Genomic DNA, 21,976 nt, shown 5'->3' on the forward strand with positions numbered 1-21,976 from the left:
GACTACTCGACCCCGATTGTGACTTCGGTGGACTTGATGAACACCGTCGCCGGCTGGCCGACCGCGAGGCCGAGGTCGGTCGCGGCATCCTTGGTGACCGAGGAGGTGATGACCTGGTCGCCGCCGTCGAGCCGCACCTTCACAACCGCCATCACGGCGCCGAGATCCACCTCGATGATGGTGCCCTTGAGCTGGTTTCGGGTCGACAGCCGCATCGTTGGGTCCTCCGTCTACTAGAGCTACACAGTCGGGCACCGAGCCTAGTGCCGTGGGCCGACCAATGCGATGGACGCAGCCACCGCCGGTTCGACGATTTCCCGGATGTCTCGTCCGTCCTCGACGGTCAGCGCGGTCAGTTCACGCAAACCCCCCAGCAGGATCACCGCCAGCGGCCCGGGCACCGCGGGCAAGCCGGCCCGCCGGAATCCGGGGCTGGCGCTGAGCTCGACGAGCAGGCTGGTCAGCAGGTTCATCCCGTGCCTTTGGACGGGGTAGGAGATGGGCCCCAGGGAGGGGAATTCGCGGATCCAGCTCAAGGTGACTGCCAGCCGGGATTCGATGTGGCTCACGTAGGCCTCGACGGCTTGGCGAATCTGGGCCTGCCAGTCCGCCTCGGGATCGACGGCCGCGCGGATCCGCTTGGCGAGTCGCTCGTTGTCGGCCCGTAGCAAGTCCAGGAAGCACTGATCCTTGCTTTCGAACCGGTCGTAAAACGTGCGTTTGGAGGTTCGCGCGTGGCGCACGATGTCGGCGACGGTGGTGGCGTGGTAGCCACGTTCGCCGATCGAGGCGACCAAGCCCTCGAGCAGGCGCTGCCGAAACGGGTCGCTGTCCAGGGCCGCCGGGCTGCTAGCAGCTGCCGTCACGAGCGCGCCTCCTCGGTCGACCCGAACTCCTTGTCAGGACTGGTACCAAAGAGTACCGTACTAGAAAAGCGAGTGGTACACGGTGGTACCAACCCCGTTTCGGGGGCGAGTGTTGGGAGCGATACCCCCATGAATCAAGCGATCTCCGACGCACCGGCAGTGCCGGCGGTCAAAATGGCGCAAGCGACCCGAATTCCGAAGTTGTTACAGGGCCTGGCCTTTGCCACCTCCCGGCGGCGGATGACGGACTGGCTGAGCCGCCGCAACGGCGACGTTTTCGCACTCAACGTCCCGATCTATGGCCACATCGTGGTGGTCAACGACCCGCAACTGGCCAAGCAGGTCTTCACCGCCAGCCCGGAGGACCTAGGCGACATCCAGCCCAATTTGAGTCGGATGTTCGGGTCTGGCTCGGTGTTCGGGCTCGACGGGGACGACCACCGCCGCCGTTTCACGGCAAGAGCATGAAGAACTACGAAACCATCATCGAACAAGAGACCCTGCGCGAAACCGCCAATTGGCCTGAGGGGCAACTTTTCCCGACGCTGCCCTCGGTGATGCGTATCACCCTCAACGCGATCCTGCGCGCGGTCTTCGGTGCCGATGGCGCCGAACTCGACGAACTGCGCCGGATCATTCCGCCCTGGACCACACTGGGCTCACGGCTGGCGTCGATGCCGAAGCCGAAGCGGCGATACGGCCGCTTCAGCCCGTGGGGTCGGCTCGCCGAGTATCGGCGCCAGTACGACGTGATCATCGACAGGCTGATCGACCAGGAGCGGTCGGACCCGAACTTCCCGGATCGGACCGACGTGCTGGCCCTGATGCTGCGCAGCACCTACGACGATGGTTCACGCATGTCGCGCAAGGATATTGGCGACGAGCTCCTGGCATTGCTGGCGGCGGGGCATGAAACGACGGCGTCCACGTTGTCGTGGGCGTTTGAGCGGGTGACCCGCCACCCTGATCTGCTGGCGGCCCTGGTGGCAGAGGCGGGCGATGCCGGACAGGCCGAAAATGCGGGGGGCGAGCTACGCCAGGCCACCATCTTGGAAGTGCAGCGAGCCAGGACGGTCATCGATTTCGAGGCCAGGCACGTCTATGCGCCTCAGTACCAGCTTGGCCAGTGGATGATTCCGCGCGGGCAATCGATCCTCGTCAACATCGCGCAGATGCATGCCAATCCCGACATTTTCCCAGACCCGCAGCGCTTCGATCCGCAGCGTTTCATCGGTGGTAGACCGTCCACCTCCGGGTGGATCCCGTTCGGTGGCGGAACCCGGCGGTGCGTGGGTGCCGCGTTCGCCAACATGGAAATGGACGTGGTGCTGCGAGCGGTGCTGCGCAACTTCACCATCGAACCGACCACCGCTGCCGGCGAGCGGCTGTTTTGCCGGGGTGTGGCCTACACCCCCAAGAACGGTGGCCGGATTGTGGTGCACCGTCGCTGATCCCGGGGCCGGGCTTCAGGGCCAGCGGCGCCGCGGCTATTGGCCGGCGGTGGCCCGTCGCGGCAGCTTCCACCCCGGCCGGATGAAGTGGCAGGTGTAACCGCTGGGGTAACGCTGCAGGTAATCCTGGTGTTCGGGCTCCGCCTCCCAGAAGTCCCAGGCCGGGCTTACCTCGGTCACCACCTTGCCGGGCCACAGGCCGGACGCTTCGACATCGGCGATGGTGTCCAGCGCGACTCGTTTCTGCTCGTCGTCGAGGTAGTAGATGGCCGACCGGTAGCTGGTGCCGCGGTCATTGCCCTGGCGGTTCGGCGTCGTCGGATCGTGGATCTGGAAAAAGAACTCCAACAGTGTGCGGTAGTCGGTGGCTTGGGGGTCGAAGATGATTTCGACGGCCTCGGCATGAGTTCCGTGGTTGCGGTACGTCGCGTTGGCGACGTCGCCGCCGCTGTAGCCGACTCGCGTCGCGATCACACCGGGCTGCTTGCGGATCAGGTCTTGCATTCCCCAGAAGCAGCCACCGGCCAGTATTGCCTTTTGCGGGCTCGTCATCGTGGTCCTCCTCGCCAGCCGGGTACTCCGGGTACCCCAGGGACCCAGGCCGTTCCCAGGCTACACTCCGGCGATGCGGTGTAACGGTGTCAGAAAGCTTGACGTGAGATCCGATGCCGGCCAAGAAATTCGCTTTTCCAGCAGATTGGTCTTGTCGTGAGTGGGCCGGAGTTTTCTCGCAGCGAACTGGCGGCGGCCTTCGAGAAGTTCGAGGACACCGTTGCCCGCGCGGCCGCGTCGCGGGATTGGGATGCCTGGGTGCAGCACTACACGCCAGACGTCGAGTACATCGAACATGCGGCCGGCACGATGCACGGCCGCGAGCAAGTGCGCGCCTGGATTTGGCAAACGATGACGACCTTTCCGGGCAGTCACATGGTGGCGTTCCCGTCGTTGTGGTCGGTCATCGACGAGTCCACCGGACGGATCATTCTGGAACTGGACAACCCGATGCGCGATCCGGGTGACGGCAGCGTGATCAGCGCGACCAACATTTCGATCATCACCTATGCCGGCGACGGCCAGTGGTGCCGTCAAGAAGATATCTACAACCCGCTGCGCTTGCTGCGAGCCGGGCTGAAGTGGTGCCCAAAGGCCGCGGAGCTGGGCACGATCGATGAAGCCGCCGCGAACTGGATGCAGCGGTACGGGGGCTCGCAATGAGTGCGGGGCCCAAACTCGTCATCGGCGCCAATGGGTTTCTCGGCTGGCACGTCACCCGCATGCTGATCGAGGATGGCGCGCAGGTACGGGTGATGGTGCGGCCCACCGCCAACACCCGCAGCATCGACGACCTGCCGGTCACCCGATTCCATGGCGACATCTTCGACACGGCCGTGGTGCGCGAGGCGATGCAAGGTTGTGACGACGTCTATTACTGCGTGGTCGACGCGCGCGCCTGGTTACGCGACCCGGCGCCGCTTTTTCACACCAACGTCGAAGGCCTGCGCAATGTCCTCGACGTCGCCAAGAACGCCGGCCTGCGCCGCTTCGTGTTCACCAGCAGCTATGCGACGGTGGATCGTCGGCATGGGTACGTGGCGACCGAGGAGGACCGGATCGGGTCACGGCGGGTCTCGTCCTACGTCCAATCCCGGGTTCAGGCCGAAGATCTCGTCATGGACTACGTGGCCCAACATGGACTGCCCGCGGTGGCGATGTGCGTCTCGACTACCTACGGCAGCGGCGACTGGGGCCGCACCCCCCCACGGCGCCTTCATCGCCGGTGCGGTGTTCGGCAAGCTGCCGTTCCTGATGAACGGCATCAAGCTGGAAGTGGTGGGTGTCGACGATGCGGCCAGGGCGATGATCCTGGCCGCCGAACGCGGGCGCAGCGGCCAGCGCTATCTGATCTCCGAGCGGATGATCGCGTTGAAAGAGGTGGTGCGGATCGCGGCCGACGAGGCCGGGGTAGCACCGCCGCAACGGACGATCTCGGTGCCGATGCTCTATGCCCTGGGTGCGCTGGGCAGCTTGCGGGCGCGGCTCACCGGCAAAGACGCCGAACTCAGCCTGGAATCGGTGCGGATGATGCGCGCCGAGGCCGAGGTCGACCACGCCAAGGCGGTGCGCGAGTTGGGCTAGCAGCCGCGGCCCGTCGAGGAATCGATACGCGAGGCAGCGCGGTTCTGGGCGTCGATGCGCAAGAACACCCAAGGCGCCAGGACGGGACAGTCGGAGTAGCCGCGCGGGCTCGCGTCGCCCGAGCGGTGCGAACACCGGACCAAAGGTGGGAAGTCTGCAACGCCATCGAGCGTTGCAGACCAAAGACTCGGATCCGAGGAGGTACTGACCATGAGCCATCGAAAAGTTCTAGAGCCCTCGGCGGGGCACCCGATCACCATCGAGCCGACCAAGGGACGGGTTCAGGTGCGGGTCAACGGCGAGCTCATTGCCGACACCGCCGCGGCACTGGAATTGCGCGAGGCTACTTTGCCTGCGGTGCAATACATTCCGCGTGCTGACGTGGTTGCCGACCGGTTGACCCGCACCGACACCAGCAGCTATTGCCCGTTCAAGGGTGATGCCAGCTACTACAGCGTGACCACCAGCACCGGCGACACCGTCGCTGATGTGATCTGGACTTATGAACAGCCCTATCCCGCGGTTGCCGAGATCGCCGGGCACGTCGCCTTCTACCCCAACAAGGCAGAAATCAGCGTCATACCGGATTAGCGCCGGCCGGGAACACCGCCGCGAAGGACTGGGTGTCGCTGTATTCCCGCAGCGAGACGATCAGCCCGTCCTTGGTCTCGAAGATGCAGACAAACGGGCTGTCGTAGCGCACGCCGGTGGCCGTCATGCCCTCGGACTGTCCCTCGATCACCACCGTTTCGCCCTCGTTGACGCAGCGCCGCAGGTCGATGTTGATCTCGAAGACCTTCTTGCGTTGTTCCACCGCGCGGCGCAGCGCATCCTTTTCGAACGCGCTGCGGGTGATGATGCTCCAGTAGGTGAAATCGTCGCTGAGCAGTGCGAAACCCTCGTCTAGATCCCCGCCCTCGCACATACTTTGCAGAAACATCCACGCCAGTTCTGCCTGCGGGTCATCGAACGGCGTCATCACGTAAGTCATCCTGTCTCGGAAGCCAGTTTGCGGTCAATTGACCGGGCCGTCGGAATACGGAGTTCTCAGGTGAAGATTGAGCGCACGGTCACGTTCGCTGGGGCCGCTGGGTTCGGGCACACACTGGCGCCGCTTCCCCGCGGCCGCGGGGACCCGTGCTTTCGGGTCCCGGGGGACGGCACGATCTGGCGTACCAGCCTGCTGGGCTCCGGCCCCGTCGCCGCCCGGTTCAGCCGCTGCGCGCCCGATACCGCTCATTGCGAGGCCTGGGGGAGCGGCGCCGAGGAATTCATCGATCGGCTACCGGCGTTGCTGGGTGCCGACGACGACGCCGCGGATTTCGTTCCGCGGGATCCGACGGTTGCCGCCGCGCACCGACGGCTGCCGAATTTGCGGTTGGGGCGCACCGGACAGGTGCTGGAGGCGGTGCTTCCCGCGGTCATCGAGCAGCGGGTGCACGGCGCGGAGGCGTTTCGGTCCTGGCGGTTGTTGGTCACGCGGTATGGGACCCCGGCCCCCGGTCCGGCGCCGGACGGGATGCGGGTGCCGCCGTCGGCGGATGCGTGGCGGGCCATTCCGTCCTGGGAGTTTCACCGCGCCAACGTCGATCCCGGGCGGGCACGGACGGTCGTGGGCTGCGCGCAGCGGGCGTCGGCACTGCAACGGCTTGTCACGCGGCCCGCGGGGGAGGCCCTGGCCGCGCTGACGAGCTTGCCCGGCGTCGGGGTGTGGACTGCCGCCGAGACCGTGCAACGCGCGTTCGGTGATGCTGATGCGGTATCGGTGGGGGATTACCACATCCCGAAGATGATCGGCTGGACGTTGCTGGGCCATCCGGTCGATGACGCCGGCATGCTCGAGCTGCTGGAACCGATGCGGACTCACCGGCATCGGGTGGTTCGGTTGCTCGAGGCCAGCGGACTGGCGCGCGAGCCCCGCCGCGGGCCGCGGCTACCGGTGCAGAACATCCGCTCGCTCTGAAGATGTCGCGGCAGCCGTCGGGGCCCCATCGGGGCTCAGACGCGAAGACCCGGCAACCGGCGCCGATGTGCGGCCCAATCCCGCGGTGTCGCGTCAGTTTCCGCGGTCGGCGGCCCTAGCTGCGCGTTCGGCTTCGGCGGTTTCGCGATTGAGCCGTTGCGCTTCGTAGATGGTGACGTTGGTGCGAGACATCAACAGCGATGCGATCCCGACCGCGAGGATGGCCCCGGGCACCACCGAGAAGGAGCCGGTCATTTCCGCGACCATGATCATGACGGCCAGTGGGGCACGTGAGACGCTGCCGAAACAGGTCATCATCGCCACGACGACGAAGATTCCCGGTGCGTCTGGCACACCGGGCAGCCCGGTTAGCTCGCCCAGTCGCCAGATCGCGGCCCCCACGAAGGCGCCGATGACGATTCCCGGGCCGAACAACCCGCCGGAGCCACCGGTTCCGATCGACAGGGAGGTGGCCAGGATCTTGGCGACCGGCAAGACGATGATGATCCACAACGGGATTGCCATGAGTGCATTGCGATCAGCCGCCAGCTGCGCCCAGCCGTAGCCACTGCTCAAGATCTGGGGAATCAAGAGTCCCATCAGCCCGACCAGCAGTCCGCCGACCGCCGGCTTGATGACCGGACCACCGGGCAGGCGGTGCGCAAGTCCCACCGACGCGTGAAACACCCGCGCGTACAGGTAGCCGATGGCCGCGGCGACCACCCCGATCACCACGAACCACAGCAGGGGCCAGGCCTTTTCGAAGCGATACTCGGCGTCGATGTAGCCGAACAGGGGGTCGAAACCCATGAACGCGCCCAGCACCGCGTACGCCGTGCCGGAGGTGATGAAACCGGGCAACAGACTGCCGTAGTCGAAGTCATCGCGGTAGGTGATCGATGCGGCCAGCACCGCTCCGCCCAGCGGCGCGGCTAAGATAGCGCCGATGCCCGCACCGATACCGAGGGCCACCGCGGTCCGGCCGTCCTCGTCGGATAGGCCCAACCGGCGGGTCAGAAAGGAACAGAAGCCGGCCGAGATCTGTGCGGTGGGGCCTTCCCGGCCACCTGAACCACCCGATCCGATGGTCAGCGCGCTGGCCACCATCTTCACCAGGACCGCCCGGCTGCGGATGCTGCGGGGATTGGTGTGTACCGCCTCGATGGCCTCGTCGGTGCCATGCCCGGTGGCCTCCGGCGCGAATCTGGCCACGATGAATGCCGAGAGCAGCGCACCACCGGTGGTGATCAGCGGAATCGCCCAGGGGCGCACGAAACCGCTGGAGCCGTGGCTGCCGCCCTCCCCGACCGGCGTCGGGATGTGGTAGCCCGCAAGGTAACCGAGCAGAAACTCGCCGGTGTATTTCAGCGCGAGATAGAAGACCACCGCGCCAAGTCCGGCGATCCCACCGATCGTGATGCCCAACAGGAACCATTTTTGTAGGTAGCCGGCATTCCTGATCGAGGCGCCGAATCTCCCGCCGGCGGCGGCGGGAGACACCTCTGTTGACTCGTTGGGGTTTGGTTTCTGGTCGCTCACAGCACGGCCCTGACAAGCATTTGGCCATCCTATGACAGACCGGAATAAACGGACTCTAGTCCGGTTGTACCGGTAGTCGTTTGAATAGGAGGTAGTGATGCCCGCTGTTACCGCAGACACGCTCACGTTGCCCCGGGTGCGTCCGCCCCGGCCCGTCGACACGGAGCGTCCGGTCCGTTCGATCACATCTGGCCCGTGCGGCTACGAGGGTGAGGGATTCCCGGTGGTCCGGGCCTTTGCGGGGGTCGGCATGGCCGCCCTGGACCCGTTCGTGCACATGGACCAGATCGGCGAAGTGGAGTACGAGCCGGGAGAGCCTCGGGGCACCGACTGGCATCCGCACCGAGGGTTCGAGACGGTCACCTACATGATCGACGGGAAACTCGCGCACCAGGATTCTCATGGCGGCGGAGGCCTGATCACCGACGGTGCGACGCAATGGATGACGGCCGGATCGGGAGTCATACATATAGAAACACCACCTGTCGATACCGTCTTGCGCGGCGGAACGTTCCACGGCATTCAGCTGTGGGTGAATCTGCCGCGGAAAAGGAAGTTCACGCCACCGCGCTACCAGGCCATCGAAGGCGGCGACGTTGAGCTGCTCGCGTCCGCGGATGGTGGGGCTCTGGTTCGCCTTATCGCCGGTGAGATCGACGGCCATCGCGGGCCCGAAATCACCCATACGCCGATCACCCTCGCGCATGCGACTGTCCACGCTGGTGCTCAGCTGAACATTCCATGGCAGCGTGATCTAAATTCGCTGGTGTACGTTCTGGCCGGCCGTGGCGCGGTGGGTCCGGCCGGCCACCCAATTCACCAGGGGCAACTGGCGGTCATGGGTGCCGGGGACCGGATTACCGTCGTCGCCGACTCTGTGTCGGACAAATATCGTGGTACGGCTCTTGAACTGCTCATCTTGGGCGGTCGCCCGATCCGGGAACCGGTCGTTCACTACGGGCCGTTTGTGATGAATTCCAAGGCTGAAGTGATCGAGGCCTTCGAGGATTATGAATCTGGGAAGTTCCGTAGCATCCCGGCGAACGCGCTGGAGCCGCATCGCGGCGGTGGCACACTTGAGTGATGCAGTTAACGGCCAGCCGAGGTCCAGGCCGTCCCCCCGCCGCGAAAGCTGACGACACCCGCCGGCGCATCGTTGGTGCTGCCCGCGAAGTGTTCAGTGAACGCGGATATGACGGGGCGACGTTCCAAGCGATTGCTGTCAGTGCCGATTTGACCCGGCCGGCGATCAATCACTACTTCGCCAGCAAGCAGGCTTTGTATCGCGAAGTGGTGGTTCAGGCCAACGAACTGGTCGTCGCCACCGGTGTTGAACGGGCTCGCGCGGTGCAGACCCTGCTGGGGCAGCTGTGCACGTTCGTGATGGTGGCGAAGGAGGCCGATGCGTCCCATCCCGCCACCACGGCGTTCCTGGCCACGGCGGTGCTCGAATCGCAGCGGCATCCGGAATTGCGGCGCAGTGACCACGACGCGGTCGCGGCCACCCGCGAATTTCTGGACACCGCCGTTCGCGAGGCGATCCAGCGGGGGGAGCTCGAGGCGGGGGTTGACGCGTCTCAGTTGGCGGAGGCGCTGTTGCTCCTGCTGTGCGGCGTGGGCTTCTATGCCGGGTTTGTGGGCAGCTACCGGGACATGGAAAACATCCTGGACACGCTGTGCAAGATGATGGCCGGCACGCTGTGGAAGCCGCGGTCCTAGCGGAGCGGTCGCAGGCGTAATTGCTGGATTACTGGCCAATTGCCGGTGTAGGCCCGGTTGTAGCCCCAACGGTGGATCCGCTTGCCGTGACCTGGGCCACACAGAGTATAGGTTGCCTAACTTACTAGGTAGCATGGTTTGGTCATGACAGAACTTGATGAGGTCGACTCCCTGCGTAGTGATGGTGACAGCTGGACCGTCACCGAAAGTGTTGGCGCGACCGCATTGGGCGTCGCCGCCGCCCGGGCGGTCGAGACGGCCGGTGCCAATCCCCTGATTCGCGACGAGTTCGCCCCGATCCTGGTGTCATCGGCCGGCCCGGCGTGGGCCCGGTTGGTCGATCCCGACATCGGCTGGCTCGATGACGACCCGCACGGGCAACGTCTGCACCGGCTCGGCTGTGACTACCAGGCGGTGCGTACCCACTTCTTCGATGAGTACTTCGCCGCCGCTGCCGGTGCCGGGATCGGACAAGCGGTGATCTTGGCTGCGGGGCTGGATTGCCGGGCCTACCGCTTGAACTGGACGCCCGAGGCCGTGGTCTTTGAAATCGACCAGCCGAAGGTATTGGAGTACAAGGCCCAGATCCTGGAATCACACGGGGTGACCGCCGCCGCGACACGACATGGGGTCGCGGTTGATCTGCGTGAGGACTGGCCGGCCGCGCTGCTGCGCGCCGGATTCGACCGGGACCGGCCGACGGCGTGGCTGGCCGAGGGCTTGCTGCCATATCTGCCCGGCGATGCCCAGGACCGACTCTTCGAGATGATCACGGACCTCAGCGCGCCGCGCAGCCGCATCGCCGTCGAGTCGTTCACGATGAACCTGACCGGCAACAAGCAACGCTGGAATCGGATGCGCGACCGGCTGGGTCTGGACATCAACGTCGAGGCGTTGACCTATCGTGAACCGGGCCGCGCGGACGCGGCCGAATGGCTGGCCAATCACGGCTGGCAGGTGTACAGCGTGAGCAACCGGGAAGAGATGGCCCGGCTGGGTCGGCCGGTTCCCGAGGACCTGGTGGACGAGGCGATCACGACCACACTGCTACGAGTATCACTCGAGATTTCGCGATAGAGCGGAGGACGCGATGAGCACAATGCGCACCCACGACGACACGTGGGACATCAGAACCAGCGTCGGCGCGACCGCTGTCATGGTGGCAGCGGCCCGGGCCGTCGAAACCAGCAAGCCCGAGCCGCTGATCCGCGACCCGTACGCCAGGATGCTGGTCACCAACGCCAATGCCGGCGTCATCTGGGAAGCGATGCTCGATCAGGAGATGGTGGCCAAAGTCGAGGCCATCGATGCCGAAACCGCCGCCACCGTCGAGCACATGCGCAGCTACCAGGCGGTCCGGACGAACTTCTTTGACACCTACTTCGCCGACGCCGTCGCGGCCGGGATCCGGCAGGTGGTGATCTTGGCGTCGGGGCTGGATTCGCGCGCCTACCGGCTGGACTGGCCGGCGGGCACCACCGTCTACGAGATCGATCAGCCTCAGGTGCTGGCCTACAAGTCGGCCACCCTGGCCGAAAACGGGGTAACGCGGGCGGCCGAGCGCCGTGAGGTGGCCATTGACCAGCGCCAGGACTGGCCGAGTGCCCTGCGCGCCGCCGGGTTCGATCCGAGCGCGCGAACCGCATGGCTGGCCGAGGGCTTGTTGATGTACCTGCCCGCCGAGGCGCAAGACCGGCTGTTCACCCAAATTGGCGAACTCAGCTGCGCGGGCAGCCGCATTGCGGCCGAAACCGCGGGCAACCACGCCGATGAGCGGCGCGAACAAATGCGGGAGCGATTCAGAAAGGTCGCCCAGACACTCGGCCTCGAGCAAACCATCGACGTGCACGAGCTGATCTACCACGACCCGGACCGCGCGCTGCTCGGGCAGTGGCTCAACGAGCATGGCTGGCGGGCCACCGCCCAGAACTCCTGCGACGAGATGCACCGGGTGGGGCGCTGGGTCGAAGGCGTGCCGATGGCCGACGACAAGCAGGCCTACTCCGACTTCGTGACCGCGGAACGGCTGTAATGCCGCGCACCGCCGACGATTCCTGGGACATCGCGACCAGCGTCGGAGCGACCGCGGTGATGGTCGCGCTGGCTCGGGCCGCCGAGACCGCCAGCGAGGCCCCACTGATCCGCGACCAGTTCGCCGAGCCGCTGGTCTCCACCCCCGAACTGGCGGCGGTTCGCGAACAGGTCGCCGCCTGGTGGGCGCAGACCGATGACGACGATGATCCCGACTTCACCGTCGACTCCCAACAGATGACCGACTATCTGGCCGTGCGCACCCACTTCTTCGATAGCTACTTCATCGATGCGGTAGCGGCCGGGATCCGCCAGGTGGTCATTCTGGCGGCCGGTCTGGATTCCCGCGCCTACCGGCTGGACTGGCCGGGCGGTACCACGGTCTACGAGATTGATCTGCCCAAGGTGCTGGACTACAAGGAACACACCCTGGCCCGCCATGGCGCCGCACCGGTCGCTGCGCTGCGGGCGGTACCGGTCGACCTGCGCCACGACTGGCCGCAGGCGTTGCGTGACGCGGGTTTTCAGACGTCGCTTCCGACGGCCTGGCTGGCCGAAGGACTGCTGCCGTTTCTGCCGGCGGCCGCCCAACACGCGCTGTTCACCGCCATCGACGCCAACAGTGCGACCGGCAGCCGGGTGGCCGTCGAGATGTTCGGGGTCGACGAGGACGCTCGCCGAGCGGCCGAAGAACGGGCCCAAAGGTGGGCCCGGCAGCGCGCCAAACGCCAGGCCCGCGGTCAGGACACCTCGTTTGATCCCTTTGACCTGTGGTTCGACGACGAAGGCCAGACCGACCCCGCCGATTGGGTCGCCGCGCACGGCTGGACGACGGATTCGGTCCAGGCGGGCGCGGAAGCCCTCCTGCTGGGCCGGACGGCGCACTCGCAGGAAGGGCCGTTCGTCAACCGTTTCGTGACCGCGGGTAAGCCCTGACGAATCCGTCGACCGTTGGCGTTGTGCGGGCGGATGCTCGGATCCGGCACGATCTTTCTACTGCTGCGCTGGCCGGGTGACTAGGATCGCGGTTATCACCGGTGTGCGACCACGCGACGTCGCCTGGGCACCGCCGGAAGGGAAGGACAATGATGACCACCGAATCGGTTGCAGCCAAAGCTCAGGAGCGCGGAGCAAACGGAGCCGGCGGAGTTCGAGCCCCGTCCGACGATTCTAAGCCAACCGATGTCGGTGCCACCGTCGCCCGGCTGCGCCAGACGTTTGCCTCCGGGCGGACCCGCAACGTGCAGTGGCGCAAACAGCAACTGCTGCAGCTGCAAAGGTTGATGGAGGAAAACGAAGACGCCATCACCAAAGCGCTGGTCGAGGATCTGGACCGCAACCCGGTAGAGGCGTTCATCGCCGACATCGCAACGACCATCGCCGAAGCGAAGTACGCGGCCAAGAAGGTACGCAAGTGGATGCGGCGCAAGCACGTCTTGCTCGAAGCGCCGCAGTTGCCCGGCCGGGGGTGGGTGCAGTACGAGCCGTACGGCACCGTGCTGATCATCGGCGCCTGGAACTATCCGTTCTATCTGACGCTGGGGCCGGCGGTCGGTGCGATCGCGGCCGGCAACACCGTCGTTCTCAAACCCTCCGAAATCGCCGAGGCATCGTCGCGGTTGATGGCCGAATTGGTGCCCCGCTATCTGGACCGTGACGCGATTGCGGTGATCGAAGGCGACGGCGCGGTGAGCCAGGAGCTGATTGGGCAGGGCCTGGATCGGGTGATGTTCACCGGCGGCACCGAGATCGGCCGCAAGGTCTACGAAGGCGCCGCGCCGCATCTGACCCCGGTCACCCTCGAACTCGGCGGCAAGAGCCCGGTGATCGTCGCCGCCGACGCCGACATCGATGTCGCGGCCAAGCGGATCGCCTGGATCAAACTCCTCAACGGCGGCCAGACCTGTGTTGCTCCCGACTACGTGCTGGCTGACGCAACGATTCGGAACGAACTCGTGGGCAAGATCGGCGCCGCCGTCACCAAATTCCGCTCCCAAGACGACCCCGACGGGCTGCGGATCGTCAACCGGCGGCAGTTCGATCGGTTGAGCGGCTACATCGCGGCGGCCGAATCCGAAGCCAAGGCCGGGGGTAAGTGCAAGGTTGAGGTGGGCGGCAAGTGCACGGCGGAGAGCCTGCGTATTCAGCCGACCGTGGTCGTCGACCCCGATCCGAGCGGTCCGGTGATGACCAACGAGATCTTCGGGCCGATCCTGCCGGTGCTCACCGTCAAATCGCTGGATGAGGCCATCGGTTTCGTCAACTCACGGCCTAAGCCGTTGTCGGCATACCTGTTCACCAAGTCGCGCGAAATCCGCGAACGGGTGATCAACGAGGTGCCCGCGGGCGGCATGATGGTCAACCACCTCGCCTTCCAGGTGTCGACGGCGAAGTTGCCATTCGGCGGTGTCGGCGCCTCGGGCATGGGCGCCTATCACGGCAAGTGGGGCTTCGATGAGTTCAGTCACCGCAAGTCGGTGTTGACCAAGCCGACTCGCCCCGACCTCTCCAACATCATCTACCCGCCCTACACCGAGCGGGCCTTCAAGCTGACTCGCAGGCTGTTCTAGCCTGACGCCCATGCCCAACGGCTTCGGCCTGGTGCCGGGCCGAACCCGACCGTGTCAACAGAGAGGAACCTGATGCCCGGAGTACAGGATCGCGTCGTCGTCGTCACCGGAGCCGGTGGGGGACTGGGCCGCGAATACGCGCTCAGCCTTGCCCGCGAGGGAGCCAGCGTGGTCGTCAACGACCTCGGTGGGGCTCGCGACGGCACGGGCGCCGGATCGGCGATGGCCGATCAGGTTGTTACCGAGATCCGTGAGGGCGGCGGTCGCGCGGTCGCCAACTACGACAGCGTCGCCACCGAAGACGGCGCGGCGAACATCATCCAGACCGCGCTCGACGAGTTCGGCGCCGTGCATGGTGTGGTGAGCAACGCCGGCATCCTGCGTGACGGAACCTTCCACAAGATGACGTCGGAGAACTGGGACGCCGTGTTGAAGGTGCATCTCTACGGTGGCTACAACGTCGTCCGTGCGGCATGGCCGCACTTTCGCGAGCAGAGCTACGGCCGGGTCGTCGTTGCCACCTCCACCAGCGGCCTGTTCGGCAACTTCGGGCAGACCAACTACGGCGCGGCCAAGCTCGGGCTGGTTGGCCTGATCAACACCCTGGCGCTGGAGGGCGCCAAGTACAACATCCATTCCAACGCGGTGGCCCCGATCGCGGCCACCCGGATGACCCAAGACATCATGCCCCCCGAGGTGCTCGAGAAGCTCACGCCGGAATTCGTCGCGCCCGTGGTGGCCTACCTGTGCACCGAGGAGTGCGCCGACAACGGGTCGGTGTTCATCGTCGGCGGCGGCAAGGTGCAGCGCGCCGCGCTGTTCCAGAACGACGGCGCGAACTTCCAGACGCCGCCGTCGGTGCAGGACATTGCGGCGCAGTGGGCTCAGATCACCGATCTGTCCGGCGCGCAAAAAGCCGGATTCAAGCTGTAACTATATGAAAGCTTGTGTCGTACAAGAGCTTTCTGGTCCGTCCGGCCTGGTCTACACCGAGGTAGACGACGTTTCAGATGGCGGCGGCAACGTCGTCATCGACGTTCGGGCGGCCGGGGTGTGCTTTCCGGATCTGCTGCTGACCAAGGGCGAATATCAGCTGAAGCTGCCGCCGCCGTTCGTGCCGGGGCTGGAAACCGCGGGTGTCGTGCGGTCGGCGCCCGCGAGGTCGGGCTTTCGGGTGGGAGAACGGGTTTCGGCGTTCGGCGTACTCGGTGGCTACGCCGAACAAGTGGCGGTTCCGGTTTCCAACGTGGTGCGCAGCCCGGCCGAACTCGATGACGCCGAAGCGGTGTCATTGCTGGTCAACTACAACACCATGTACTTCGCGCTGGCTCGCCGGGCCGCGATGCGGCCGGGTGAGACGGTGTTGGTGCTCGGTGGTGCCGGCGGAGTTGGCATGGCGGCCATCCAGATCGCCAAGGCGATGGGCGCCGGCCAGGTGATAGCCGTGGTGCACCGGGAGGGTGCGATCGACTATGTCGCCTCGGTGGGGGCCGATGTGGTGCTGCCCTTGACCGAGGGCTGGGTCGAGGAAGTGCACAAGCACACGCACGGGCGGGGCGTGGATATCGTGGTCGACCCGATTGGTGGCCCGGTCTTCGATGATGCGATTCGCGCGCTGGCGATCGACGGCAAGCTCCTGGCGATCGGCTTCGCCGCGGGCAGCATCCCGACGCTCGCGGTCAATCGCTTGCTGCGGCGCAACGTCGGCGTGCTGGGTGTCGCGTGGGGTGAATACCTCAACCGGGTGCCCGGTTCGGTGTACTTGTTCTCCTGGGGGCTCAATCACCTGGTTTCCCTGGGGCTGAGACCGCCTCCGCCGCAGCGTTTTCCGCTCAGCGAGGCGCAAGCCGCGCTGCAGAGTTTGGCCGACGGCGCCGTGCTGGGCAAGATCGTTCTGGAGCCGTAGCGGGTGCGGGCCGGCCCGTGCCGTCCTAGAACGCGCCGACGATGTCGCTGACCACCTCCTGGGCGGTTTCGGCCAGGACGATGACCTCGAAGCCCCCGGCGAGCGCCGCCACGGCCACATCCGCAGCGATCGGATAGCCTATGGCGTTGATCAGCCCGACGGGGTCACCGTTGACGAACTGCTGGATTCCGTCCAGGAACAGGTTGACGTTGTAAGACGGAACAGTGGTCAACACGGTGTTGATGATGTCGGCGGTCGGAAGCAACGCGGCATAGGTGTCGGCGGACACATTCGTGATGGCGTTGGCGATATTCGTGTTGGCCGCCTGGAGGGCGTCGATGAATCCGTTGATCGAGGCATTCGTGACGGTCGGCACGGCCGGCAAGGTCGACGGCACCGACGAACCGCCGGTCTGCGAAAAGTCCGGCAGCGAAAGGCTGGGCAGTGTCGCGGGAATTGCGCTGATGTCGTTGACGAAGGCGGTCACACCCTGTTGGGTGCCGTTGACCATGGCACCGGCGAAGTCCACCGGGTCGATCGGGGGAAGCAGACCAAACGGTGTCGTTACGTCGGCATACCCGGTCGAGTAGCCGTAATTGGGATCGCCATAACCGAGGTTGACCAGATAGGTGAGATTGGGCTCGACCAGATCCGCCAGCGGATTGCCGATCACCGGGATTTCCCGCAGCGGCTCCAGGATTGGCAGGCCCGGGTAGGTGATCATGTAGTAGTTCTCGAGGCCGTTGTTGCCCGGGGAGACCGGCAACTGCACCAGGTTGTAGCCCGCAGGAAGGTTGTTTGGATCCAGATCCGGGTAGTCGCCGTGGACGAATTGGATGCCGGCGAATGCGTTGAGGTCGGCCAACAAATTGATTGGGTACTGCGGGAAATCGGCGTATCCGTCGTAAAGCAGTGTGTACTGATTCAGCTCGTAGCCGGTGTTCGACGGTGTCCCTCCGTAGAAGTCCAGACCCAGCGCAGGCAGCGACAACCCGGGGAAGCGCGACAGCAGGCCGCCGTTGGGGGCCATCGGATTACCCAGCAGGGTGAAGGCGAGATTGTCGGTGTTCGGGCTGCCGAGTGCTTGCAGATTGCGCATCTCCAGCGAAGAGACGACGGCGCTTTGCGAGTAGCCCAAGACGTTGACGTTGTTGCCCAAGGTGATCAGGCCCTGCGGCCCGAACAGCGCGTTGTCCAGTATTTGAACGCCGTTGGCCACCGACGTGTTCAGCGGCAGATCTTTGATGGCGATGAGCGGATACAGCCCCTCAGGTGTGTTCAGCGGCAGCAATTGGGTGGGCACGCCGGGGATTTAGGGGGCGACGTTCTGCAGGTAATCCGGCGGCGGAATCGGCGTGCCGCTGCCGCCCATGATCAATGCGACGAACGGGTCGGCCAGGGCCGCGGGCGCCACCGCCGCACCGCCCGCCGCGACCGTTGAGGCCGCACCTCCGCCGAGCAGGGACTGGATGGGGGCGGTCAGCGCGTCCAGTGCACCGGAGATCGTTGCCGTATTGACCGCTTCGGCCCCCGCGTATGCGGTGCCGGCGGCAGCCAAGGTCCGGACGAATTCCTCATGAAATGCGGTCACGTGGCCGATGACGGACTGGTATTCCAGGGCGTACCCGCCGAACAGCTTCGCGGCGGCCGTGGACACCTCGTCGTCGGCGGCGGCAACCAAACTCGTCGTCGGCCCGGCCGCGGCGGCATTGGCCTGTGTCAGCGCCCAACGGATACCTTCCACATCTGCGGCCGCGGAGGCCAACAGCTGCGGCTGCGCCATCATGTACGTCATCGACGGGTTCCCTTCAGATACAGGGCTTTTCGCTTGGTCCGGCGCCGGTCGTCGCGCAGCTCGCCATGTTGTCGGGGCAAATCTGTCCGGTCGACCGCATCGTGTATTTCCCTGTGAGTGTTGCTGCGCGTTGTGCGTCAGATGTGTTGGGCCGGCCCGAACTGGGGTGCCGATGGGCTGCGGCTTGTCGAGTAGCTACCTGGCGGTTGTCCTACCCGGCGAGCGGACCTCTTTTCCGGTCGCGCCGCGACTCGCACCTCGGCCGAAGCGGCCAGGGACAGATTATGGCGCTACCGGGGCCCGCGTCCGGGTTTTGCGTTAACCGGGATGTCATTTCTGTGAGATTGAGCGGAAACATGGTGCGGCGAAGTCATGGAGGTGCGTGCCGGTGGGCCCGTGGCCGGTCTCAGGGGATGAGGGAGCCGATGTCTTGCACAGTCGTCTGCGCTGCCGCGGCGATGGTGAGGAATTCGACCGCTCCGCCGATCGTGAGCAACCCCACCGTGGCTGCGATCGGGTACCCGAACGCATCGATGAGGTTGCCCTGCAGGAGTTGGTCGAAGAAAAGTTGGGTGCTGTACAAGGGCAACGTGGTGACAACGGCAAGCCCGATGTCGGCGGTGGGTAGCAGCACCGCGTAATCGTTTGCGACCACCGCGGTCAAGGTATTCACCACCTGTGCCGGTGACGGCAGCTCTGACAACTTGCCCAGGATGTCGGCCGGGGTTGGCAGCATGATCTCGGGGGTCGGAATCGGTTGTCCGAACATGGCTTGCAGGTCGGCGGTGAAATCTTGGATCCCTTCCTGGGTTCCCGCGGCCAGGGCGTCCACGATGGTGCCCGGGCTGACGTCGGGGAACAAGCCAAACGGCGTGCGCACATCGGCGTAGCTGGTCGAGTAGCCGTAGTTCGGGTCGCCGTAGCCCAGATTGACGATGACCTTCAAGTCCGGCTGGATCAGGTTTGCCAGCGGGTTGCCGATCACCGGAATCGCTCGTAGCGTTTCTAGCAGCGGCAGATTCTCCGTCGGGATCACGTAATAGCTGGTGACGCCCGAGTAGCCCGGCGAAGTCGGCAATTCGATCGCGCTGTCGACCTGTGCCGCGGTGAGGTCCAGATATTTGACGTGTACGAAGGGGATGCCCATCACCGCATTGAGGTCGGCGATGAAATTCAGTGGATAGCGTGGGAAGTCGGCGAATCCGTCGTATTCGAGGGTATAAATCGCGGTTGGGTAAATCGTATCGGAAGGTGTGGCGCCATAGAACGTCAAACCGAGGCTCGGCAAGGATAGGTCCGGGAAGCGGGCCAGCATTCCGCCGTTCGGGTTCATCTCGTTGCCGACGAGCACAAAGTTGAGTTGGGATGCGGTCGGTGCGCTTGCCCCCAGGGCGGCGAGCTTTTGCATCTCCAGCGAAGCGATTATCGCGCTTTGCGAGTAGCCGAACACGGTGACGGTGTTTCCGGGGATGCTGAGCTGCGCCATGATCGCGTTGTCGAGAATGGTCAGGCCCTCCTCCACCGAGGCGTTGAGGGTCAAGCTCTTCACGCCGGTGAGTGGATAAAGCTCTTCCGGTGTATACAGCGGGCGCAAAATATCGGATGAGCGGACGAAAAGATTGTTGGCGGCTTGCACATACGATTCGTCGGGAATCGGAACTCCGGTGGGCCCCAAGAACAATGAGGTGAGGTTTGCCGTGAATGGCGGAATTGTGCTCGCGCTCGATACGGCCGGCGCGGCGCTGGGTATTCCCAGCGCGCCGCGAAGGGCGGCGAGGCTGGCGGCCTCGGTCTGCGCGTAGGCAACCCCCGCGGCGGCCAATGTCTGGGCGAATTCGCTGCGAAACGCCTCGACCTGCGCGAGGACGGCCTGGCACTCCTGGCCATAAACGCTGAACAGGTTGGCGATAGCCCCCGATACCTCGTCGCCGGCGGCCGCCAGCAGACTCAAGGTCGGGCCGGCCGCGGCCGTGCCGGCGGTGCGGATCGCCGATCCAATCCCGTCGATCTCGGTGGCGACCGAGGCCAGCAATTCCGGCTCAGCGAGCAGATACGACATTGGCCTCGTCCTTCCCGACGACCCAGGCTTTCTGGCCTGTTGCTGCCTTGCGAATTGCCGGCAATTCGCAATGGCGGCGGGGCGGTTTCAGTAGCCTAGCGGGAGCGAGAACCCCGGCGTCGCATTTTCGGGAGGAGTCTCGCCCCCGGGCTTTACCGCTGGTAGGCGGCTAGAAGTCGGTGACAATGGCGCCCAAGAGCACCAGGGCTTCAAGGCCGCCCGCCAGTCCGAGCAACGCCGCGTCGGCCGCGATCGGATACCCGATGGCGTTGATCAGTCCGATGGGATTGCCATCGACCGCCTGCTCGATCCCATCCAGAAATAGATTGACGTTGTAGGACGGAACCGTGGTGAGGCCGGCATTGATGATGTCAGCGGTAGGCAGCAGCTTCGCGTAGCTGGTTGCCAGGACGTCGGTGAAAGCGTTGGTGACAGTTGTGTTTGCCGTCTGCAGGGCATTGATGTAGCCGTCGATTGACGTTGGTGCCACCAAGCTGGCCGGCGGTGGCAACGCGATCGACGCTAGCGGATTGGGGATGTCCAGGAACAGGCGCGGGGTGGGTGGCGATGGCTGCGGTGCGACCAAATCGTATGCGGCATTGTGGAATCCCTGCTGAGTGCCGATGACCAGCTGTTGGGCGACCAACTTCGGGTCGACCTCCGGGAACAGGCTGAACGGTGTCTCGATGTTGGCCGGCGCGGTCGAGTAGCCGTACCGGGGATCTCCGTAGCCGAGATTGACGATCGTCGTCAGGTCCGGTTGCAGTAGATCTGCCAACGGATTTCCGACTACCGGGATGAACCGCAGCGGTTCCAACAGTGGCAGTCGCTCGGTATGGATCAGGTAATACGAGGTGTTGCCGGTGTAATCGGCAGACGTGTCCAGTTTGATCAGGTCGCCGGGCGGAAGGGTCTCGGGATTGATCGTCGGGGTATCGGTGTGCACGAACGCGATGCCCGCAATGGCGTTGAGATCCGACACGACGTTGAGCGGGTAGCGCGGGAAGTCGGCGAACCCGTCGTATTCGTGGGTGTAGATCGAGGTCGGATAGATCGTGTCGGCGGGGGTGGAGCCGTAGAAGTCCACGCCCAGACTGGGCAGGGTCAGCCCGGCGAAGCGCGATAGCAGGCCGCCGTTGGGGTTCATCGGGTTGGCCAGCAGTAAGAAGCCGAGTTGGTCGGCGGTCGGAGCGGTGCCGGGCGGCATGGCCGCAAGATTTTGCATCTCCAGAGAAGCGATGATCGCGCTTTGTGAATAGCCGCCGACGACGACGCTGTTGCCTTCGGCGATCTGACCCAGGATCGCGTTGTGCAGTATCTGGACGCCCTGGCTCACCGATATGGCCAGCGGCAGACTCTTCTCGCCGGTGAGCGGGTAGAGCTGCTCGGGAGTGAACAGTGCCTGACTTGTGGTGACACCGAATTGCGGGGTGATGTAGTTGAAGAAGTCCGCCAGGTAGTCGGGCCCGGGCAGCGGGTTCCCGCTGCCGCCCATGACCAACGAAACCGTGGGTCCCGTCAGTGGGGTGGTGGTGATCGAGGCGGACGGCGTGGCCGATGCCGCGGCATTGCCCCCTCCCAGCAGCGAATAGGCTTGTGTCCCAAACGCTTCTAATGCGTTGGAGATTGCGGCGACCGACGAAGCCTCGGTCTGGGCATAGGCCAACCCGGCGGCCGCCGCGGTCTGCGTGAACTGCTGATGAAACGCGGCGGCGTGGGCGACGACGGCCTGGTACTGCTGGCCGTAACCGCCGAAGAGGCCCGCAATCGCCGTCGAAACCTCGTCGGCGGCCGCGGGCACCAGCCTTGACGTCGGGCCGGCGGCCGCGGCGCTGGCGGCGTCGATCGCCGACCCGATGCCCTCGAGATCTGCGGCCATCGTGGTGATGGTCTCTGGTTCAACGAACACGTACGTCATGGGTTCGTTCGTCCTCCCAACAA

18 protein-coding genes and 3 pseudogenes are annotated in these 21,976 nt (G+C 65.1%); 13 read left to right on the forward strand and 8 right to left on the reverse strand.

The window, feature by feature from the left end; genetic code table 11:
* Window positions 1-2 precede the first annotated feature (2 nt).
* Both G6N41_RS06265 and G6N41_RS06270 read right to left on the reverse strand, forming a co-directional pair.
* Entirely contained in the window at window positions 3-215 is a 213-nt protein-coding gene (locus G6N41_RS06265) for a TOBE domain-containing protein (protein WP_012392327.1), read from the reverse strand.
* Between the two features lie 45 nt (window positions 216-260).
* The gene (locus G6N41_RS06270) at window positions 261-866 is read right to left on the reverse strand and encodes a TetR/AcrR family transcriptional regulator (RefSeq protein ID WP_198966902.1); all 606 of its coding nucleotides are present in this window, start codon (window positions 864-866) and stop codon (window positions 261-263) included.
* Between the two features lie 129 nt (window positions 867-995).
* Between G6N41_RS06270 and G6N41_RS06275 the strand changes: the two are divergent.
* Window positions 996-2,317: pseudogene (locus G6N41_RS06275) on the forward strand (cytochrome P450).
* A gap of 36 nt (window positions 2,318-2,353) precedes the next feature.
* On the opposite strand, the gene msrA reads toward G6N41_RS06275, so the two are convergent.
* A complete protein-coding gene (msrA, locus tag G6N41_RS06280; protein WP_198966903.1) occupies window positions 2,354-2,869 on the reverse strand; it encodes a peptide-methionine (S)-S-oxide reductase MsrA in 516 nt (171 codons plus the stop codon).
* A 156-nt stretch (window positions 2,870-3,025) separates the two neighbouring features.
* On the opposite strand from msrA, the gene G6N41_RS06285 reads away from it, so the two are divergent.
* The 3 genes and pseudogenes from G6N41_RS06285 (at window position 3,026) to G6N41_RS06295 (ending at window position 5,044) form a co-directional block, all read left to right on the forward strand.
* Entirely contained in the window at window positions 3,026-3,532 is a 507-nt protein-coding gene (locus G6N41_RS06285) for a nuclear transport factor 2 family protein (protein ID WP_198966904.1), read from the forward strand.
* Window positions 3,529-4,552, forward strand: a pseudogene (locus tag G6N41_RS06290) (NAD-dependent epimerase/dehydratase family protein). Before G6N41_RS06285 ends, G6N41_RS06290 begins: the two are co-directional and overlap by 4 nt.
* Window positions 4,553-4,663: 111 nt before the next feature.
* Window positions 4,664-5,044: a DUF427 domain-containing protein gene (locus G6N41_RS06295; protein ID WP_020731429.1), complete on the forward strand. Its 381-nt coding sequence runs from the start codon at window positions 4,664-4,666 to the stop codon at window positions 5,042-5,044.
* On the opposite strand, the gene G6N41_RS06300 is transcribed toward G6N41_RS06295, so the two are convergent.
* On the reverse strand, window positions 5,031-5,432 hold the full coding sequence (locus G6N41_RS06300) for a nuclear transport factor 2 family protein (protein WP_012392333.1): 402 nt from the start codon (window positions 5,430-5,432) through the stop codon (window positions 5,031-5,033). The two genes, G6N41_RS06295 and G6N41_RS06300, sit on opposite strands and share 14 nt — an antisense overlap.
* A 72-nt stretch (window positions 5,433-5,504) precedes the next feature.
* Between G6N41_RS06300 and G6N41_RS06305 the strand changes: the two genes are divergently transcribed.
* Complete coding sequence (locus G6N41_RS06305) at window positions 5,505-6,416, forward strand: DNA-3-methyladenine glycosylase family protein (RefSeq protein ID WP_407663725.1); 912 nt, start codon at window positions 5,505-5,507, stop codon at window positions 6,414-6,416.
* A 93-nt stretch (window positions 6,417-6,509) separates the two neighbouring features.
* On the opposite strand, the gene G6N41_RS06310 is transcribed toward G6N41_RS06305, so the two are convergent.
* Window positions 6,510-7,955, reverse strand: a complete 1,446-nt coding sequence (locus G6N41_RS06310) for a chloride channel protein (protein WP_231608861.1) — start codon at window positions 7,953-7,955, stop codon at window positions 6,510-6,512.
* A gap of 97 nt (window positions 7,956-8,052) precedes the next feature.
* Here G6N41_RS06310 and G6N41_RS06315 point away from each other — a divergent pair, with 97 nt between their 5' ends.
* The 8 genes from G6N41_RS06315 (at window position 8,053) to G6N41_RS06350 (ending at window position 16,181) form a co-directional block, all read left to right on the forward strand.
* Window positions 8,053-9,039 carry a pirin family protein gene (locus tag G6N41_RS06315; protein ID WP_198966905.1) on the forward strand — a complete coding sequence of 329 codons (987 nt, stop codon included), beginning with the start codon at window positions 8,053-8,055 and terminating at the stop codon, window positions 9,037-9,039.
* Complete coding sequence (locus tag G6N41_RS06320; protein ID WP_198967745.1) at window positions 9,039-9,674, forward strand: TetR/AcrR family transcriptional regulator; 636 nt, start codon at window positions 9,039-9,041, stop codon at window positions 9,672-9,674. Before G6N41_RS06315 ends, G6N41_RS06320 begins: the two co-directional genes overlap by 1 nt.
* Before the next feature lie 144 nt (window positions 9,675-9,818).
* A complete protein-coding gene (locus tag G6N41_RS06325) occupies window positions 9,819-10,751 on the forward strand; it encodes an SAM-dependent methyltransferase (RefSeq protein ID WP_198966906.1) in 933 nt (310 codons plus the stop codon).
* 22 nt (window positions 10,752-10,773) lie between these two features.
* The gene (locus G6N41_RS06330; RefSeq protein ID WP_198967746.1) at window positions 10,774-11,706 is read left to right on the forward strand and encodes a class I SAM-dependent methyltransferase; all 933 of its coding nucleotides are present in this window, start codon (window positions 10,774-10,776) and stop codon (window positions 11,704-11,706) included.
* Window positions 11,706-12,641: an SAM-dependent methyltransferase gene (locus G6N41_RS06335; protein ID WP_198966907.1), complete on the forward strand. Its 936-nt coding sequence runs from the start codon at window positions 11,706-11,708 to the stop codon at window positions 12,639-12,641. The genes G6N41_RS06330 and G6N41_RS06335 overlap by 1 nt, the downstream gene beginning before the upstream one ends.
* 149 nt (window positions 12,642-12,790) lie before the next feature.
* Window positions 12,791-14,275: an aldehyde dehydrogenase family protein gene (locus G6N41_RS06340; RefSeq protein ID WP_198966908.1), complete on the forward strand. Its 1,485-nt coding sequence runs from the start codon at window positions 12,791-12,793 to the stop codon at window positions 14,273-14,275.
* 72 nt (window positions 14,276-14,347) lie between these two features.
* The gene (locus G6N41_RS06345; RefSeq protein WP_198966909.1) at window positions 14,348-15,208 is read left to right on the forward strand and encodes an SDR family oxidoreductase; all 861 of its coding nucleotides are present in this window, start codon (window positions 14,348-14,350) and stop codon (window positions 15,206-15,208) included.
* A gap of 4 nt (window positions 15,209-15,212) precedes the next feature.
* Window positions 15,213-16,181 carry an NADPH:quinone oxidoreductase family protein gene (locus G6N41_RS06350; protein ID WP_198966910.1) on the forward strand — a complete coding sequence of 323 codons (969 nt, stop codon included), beginning with the start codon at window positions 15,213-15,215 and terminating at the stop codon, window positions 16,179-16,181.
* 25 nt (window positions 16,182-16,206) lie between these two features.
* Here the strand turns inward: G6N41_RS06350 and G6N41_RS06355 are convergent.
* The 3 genes and pseudogenes from G6N41_RS06355 to G6N41_RS06365 all read right to left on the reverse strand — a co-directional run bounded on the left by G6N41_RS06355 (window position 16,207) and on the right by G6N41_RS06365 (window position 21,953).
* A pseudogene (locus G6N41_RS06355) lies at window positions 16,207-17,976 on the reverse strand (PE-PPE domain-containing protein).
* Window positions 17,977-18,382: 406 nt separating this feature from the next.
* Window positions 18,383-20,035: a PE family protein gene (locus tag G6N41_RS06360; protein WP_198966911.1), complete on the reverse strand. Its 1,653-nt coding sequence runs from the start codon at window positions 20,033-20,035 to the stop codon at window positions 18,383-18,385.
* Window positions 20,036-20,204: 169 nt separating this feature from the next.
* Window positions 20,205-21,953 (reverse strand): PE family protein, encoded by a 1,749-nt coding sequence (locus G6N41_RS06365; protein WP_198966912.1) that lies wholly within the window; start codon window positions 21,951-21,953, stop codon window positions 20,205-20,207.
* Window positions 21,954-21,976: the final 23 nt, after the last annotated feature.

This window comes from Mycobacterium shottsii (assembly GCF_010728525.1).
Lineage (GTDB): Bacteria > Actinomycetota > Actinomycetes > Mycobacteriales > Mycobacteriaceae > Mycobacterium > Mycobacterium marinum.